Consider the following 4,251-nt stretch of genomic DNA (forward strand, 5'->3'; position numbering starts at 1 on the left):
GCACCGGCACCGGCCCCGGTGCCGCGGCCGGGCAGTCCGCGGCCGGCGAGCAGCGGTGGGAGCGCGTCCTGGTGCGCGTCCCCAGAGCCCGTGGCCAGCAGCTGGCCGTTGCGCTCAAGGCGGCGCGCGGCGTGCTCGACGCCCGCCGGTCCGCGCCGGTCCGGGTCATCCTCGACCCGGTGGCCTTACTGTGACAGGCGGCTGTGCCGGGCGCCGTGCCAGAGTTGACCGGCGGGTGCGCGGGCCATGGTGTTTTCGCGCCCGTGGGCACTTGGTCCTACCGTGGAAGCCCGTAGCATGGATTCTCTTCATCGGGTGTGGCCGCGATCGGGTGTGGCCGCGCGGCCACAGCGCTCGACAGGTGTGTATCCGGAAGGGGTGCGACAGTGACGGTCCGGGAGATCCGACTGTTGGGGGACCCGGTGCTGCGGACGGTGGCCGATCCTGTCACCACGTTCGACAAGGAGCTCCGCCGGCTCGTCGCGGACCTCACCGACACGATGCACGAGGCGGACGGGGTCGGGCTGGCGGCGCCGCAGCTCGGGGTGTCCCTGCGGGTGTTCGCCTATGACGTGGACGGCGAGGTGGGGCACCTCGTCAACCCACTGCTGGGGCCGTTCAGCGAGGAGCTGATGGATGGCGAGGAGGGCTGTCTTTCCCTGCCCGGCATCGCGTTCGAGCTGAAACGGCCGGAGCGGGTGCTGGCCGTCGGCCAGAACGTCCACGGCGACCCTGTCGCGATCGAGGGTAGTGGCCTGCTGTCACGCTGCGTCCAGCATGAAACCGATCATCTGGATGGTGTGCTGTTCATCGACCGGCTGGACCGGGCCACGAAGAAGGCCGCGATGAAGGCGATCCGCGAGGCGCAGTGGGCAGGGCAGGCCCCTCCCACGGTGAAGACCTCGCCGCATCCGCTGTTCGGGCGCGCCCGCTGATGCGGCTGGTGTTCGCCGGCACCCCGGCCGCCGCGCTGCCGAGCCTGCGGGCGTTGCTCGACTCGCCCCGCCATGAGGTCGTCGCGGTGGTGACCCGCCCGGACCGACCGGCCGGCCGCGGCCGCAAGGTCGCCCACTCGCCGGTGCGGGCACTCGCCGAGGAGGCCGCGGTGGAGGCCCTGGTGCCCGAACGCCCACGCGATCCCGCTTTCCTCGCGCGTCTCGCCGAGCTGGCGCCGGAGTGCTGCCCGGTGGTGGCTTACGGAGCGCTGCTCCCGCGGGCCGCCCTCGACATCCCCAAGCACGGCTGGATCAACCTGCACTTCTCCGTGCTCCCGGCGTGGCGCGGCGCCGCCCCGGTGCAGCATGCCCTGCTCGCCGGGGACGAGGTGACCGGCGCGTCGGTCTTCCAGATCGAGGAGGATCTCGACAGCGGCCCGGTCTACGGGACGCTCACCGAGACCATCGGCGATCATGATACCGCCGGTGACCTGCTGGAACGGTTGGCCGACGCGGGCGCCAGGCTGCTCCTGGCGGTACTGGACGGCATTGACGGCGCGGCTGTGCGGGCCCGGCCGCAGGTGGCCGAGGGCGTGTCGATCGCGCCCAAGCTGACCGCGGCCGACGTGCGCGTCGACTGGTCCGCGCCGGCCCTCCACGTCGACAGGCTGGTTCGGGCGGCCACACCGGCACCTGGTGCCTGGACGACCTTCCGCGATCATCGGATCAAGCTCGGTCCGGTGCGGCCGTGCTCCACCTCGGGGGACCCGCTGATCCCCGCACTGGGGCCCGCGCAGATCGGCGTGTCCGCCGGGCACGGGGAGATCACCGTCGGTACCGGCGGCGGGGCGGTCCTGCTGGGTGAGGTGCGCCCCGAGGGCCGTGCGTCCATGACCGCCAGCGCGTGGGCTCGTGGCGCCCGGTTGACTGACCGTGAAAGGTTCGTGTGAGCAGGGCTACCACCACCGGCTCCCCAGCCGGCTCCTCCGCCGGTTCCCCGGCCGGCTCCACCGCGCGGGGGCGTGCCCGCTCACCACGGGCGGTCCCGGCGGATCCCGCGCGGTTGCTCGCCTGGGAAGTCCTGCGAGCGGTGGACGAGCGCGGTGCCTACGCGAACCTGCTGCTTTCGGCCCTGATCGCGCAGCGCCAGCTCCCGCTCCGGGACCGGGGGTTCGCCACCGAGCTGACCTACGGCACGCTGCGTGCGACGGGCGTCTTGGACGCGCTGCTCGCAACGGTCACCAGCCGTCCGGTGGACGCCGTGGACCCGAAGGTGCGCGACGCCCTGCGGCTCGGCGCCTACCAGCTGCTCTACACCCGGGTGCCGCCGCGTGCGGCGGTCGCGTCAACCGTTGACCTGGTCCGCCACACCAGCGGCGAGCGGCCGGTCCGATTCGCCAACGCGGTCCTGCGGCGGGTCGCGTCGCGGGTGGACGAGACCGGCGGTGACCTCGCGGCCCTGCTCGCCGCGCCGAGCTACGAGGACGACCCGATCGGTCATCTCGCGTTGGTCACCGCCCATCCGCGCTGGGTGGTCGAGGCGTTCGCCGCGGCGCTGGGCGGCGACTTGGCCGAGACCCGCTCGGCGCTGGCGGCCGACGACCAACGGCCGACCACCCATCTGGTCGCGCGGCCCGGTCTGATCGACGCCGAGGCGCTGCTGGACGCGGTCCGGGACGGGGGCCTGGCGGGTGCGCCCGGCCTGTGGTCGCCGTACGCGGTCCGCCTCGCCGGTGGTGATCCGGGACGGCTCGCGGAGGTCACCGACGGCCGGGCCGGTGTACAGGACGAGGGCAGCCAGCTGGTCGTGACGGCACTGTCGAGGGTGGCGACGCAGGGTACGGACACCGGGGTGAGCGTCGACCTGTGTGCCGGCCCTGGCGGCAAGACCGCCGTACTGGCCGGTCTGCTGCCCGCGAGCAGGCTGGTCGCGCTGGAACCGCGGGCCGCGCGGGCCAGGCTGGTGACCCAGGCGGTGGCCGGCCGGTCCAACGTTCTGGTGACCCGGGCGGACGGCCGTAGGCCGCCGCTACGGCCAGGGAGCGTCGACCGGGTGCTGGCGGATGTCCCCTGCACCGGTCTCGGAGCGCTGCGACGCCGGCCCGAGGCCCGCTGGCGCCGTGCGCCCTCCGACGCCGTGGTGCTGTCCCGTCTCCAGCGGCTGCTGCTGACCGCGGCCCTTGACCTGGCGCGTCCCGGCGGTGTCGTCGCGTACGTCACCTGTTCGCCGCATCCGGCGGAGACCACCGACGTCGTGACGGACGTGGCCGCGCGGCGCGCTGACGTGTCCGTTCTGGACGCCCGGGTGTTCCTGCCCGAGGTGGGCGCTCTCGGTGACGGCCCGTTCGTGCAGCTGTGGCCGCACCGGCACGGCACCGACGCGATGTTCCTTGCCCTCCTGCGCCGCACCTAACTGACTGCTGGGCGCTCTAAGAAGATCCGCTTCTGCGCATATGCCCTGTGCATGCGCTGGGTGCTGGGTCTGACTGCCGGTGTGTCGGGTGTGCTCATGGGGCCGGCGGGATGACCGAAACCACTGACACCTCGACGTTCACCGGAGCCTGGAGGCCCAGAGCCGGCCGATACGCTCGCAGGCGTGGCCACCGCGCAGATCTACCCGAGCCTGCTCGCCGCCGACTTCGGGCGGATCGCGCAGGCGGCCCTGTCGGTCGAGGGGCACGCCGACTGGTTGCACGTCGACATCATGGACTACCACTTCGTCCCCAACCTGGCGCTGTCGCCGGATACGGTGACCGCGTTGCGCATGGTCACCGCAACCCCGCTTGACTGCCATTTGATGATCTCCGATCCGGACCGCTGGGCCGCCGGCTATGCCGAGCGGGGCGCGGCCAACGTCACCATCCACGCTGAGGCCGTCAGCGACCTGCCTCGTACCACCGATGCCATCCGGGCGGCCGGCGCGCGCACCGGCCTGGCGGTGAAACCGGCTACTCCCGTCGAGCGTTACATCGATGACCTGCATCGCTTCGACCTGCTGCTGCTGATGACCATCGAGCCGGGGTTCGGGGGGCAGACGTTCATGGACGAGGTCCTGCCGAAGATCGCGGCGGCGCGGCGGCTGCTGGACGACCGCAGCCTCGATCTGTGGCTGCAGATCGACGGTGGGGTCAATGCCGACACCGTCGAGCGGGCCGCCGAGGCCGGGGTCGATGTCTTTGTCGCCGGCACCGCCGTCTACGGCGCGGACGATCCCGCGGCAGCGGTTGAATCGCTGCGGGCGCAGGCGCTGCGGGCATCGCCGCGGCTGGTCGCGCCCGGCGTGCCGACAACCTGACCGCCTGACCGCCATGCCAGC

5 protein-coding genes are annotated in these 4,251 nt (G+C 72.8%); all 5 read left to right on the top strand.

Going from position 1 to position 4,251, the window contains the following annotated elements; translation table 11 throughout:
- Positions 1-194 (top strand): hypothetical protein (locus MJ797_RS21010; protein ID WP_239339660.1); only part of this gene is annotated, 194 nt, incomplete at its 5' end.
- Positions 195-386: 192 nt separating this feature from the next.
- The gene (gene def / locus MJ797_RS21015; protein ID WP_239339662.1) at positions 387-935 is read left to right on the top strand and encodes a peptide deformylase; all 549 of its coding nucleotides are present in this window, start codon (positions 387-389) and stop codon (positions 933-935) included.
- Positions 935-1,885, top strand: a complete 951-nt coding sequence (fmt, locus tag MJ797_RS21020) for a methionyl-tRNA formyltransferase (RefSeq protein ID WP_239339664.1) — start codon at positions 935-937, stop codon at positions 1,883-1,885. The genes def and fmt overlap by 1 nt, the downstream gene beginning before the upstream one ends.
- Entirely contained in the window at positions 1,882-3,348 is a 1,467-nt protein-coding gene (locus MJ797_RS21025) for an RsmB/NOP family class I SAM-dependent RNA methyltransferase (RefSeq protein ID WP_239339667.1), read from the top strand. Before fmt ends, MJ797_RS21025 begins: the two co-directional genes overlap by 4 nt.
- A gap of 183 nt (positions 3,349-3,531) precedes the next feature.
- Positions 3,532-4,230 (top strand): ribulose-phosphate 3-epimerase, encoded by a 699-nt coding sequence (rpe, locus tag MJ797_RS21030; RefSeq protein ID WP_239339725.1) that lies wholly within the window; start codon positions 3,532-3,534, stop codon positions 4,228-4,230.
- Positions 4,231-4,251: the final 21 nt, after the last annotated feature.

This window comes from Protofrankia sp. CiP3, assembly GCF_917627345.1.
In the GTDB taxonomy this organism is placed as follows: domain Bacteria; phylum Actinomycetota; class Actinomycetes; order Frankiales; family Frankiaceae; genus Protofrankia.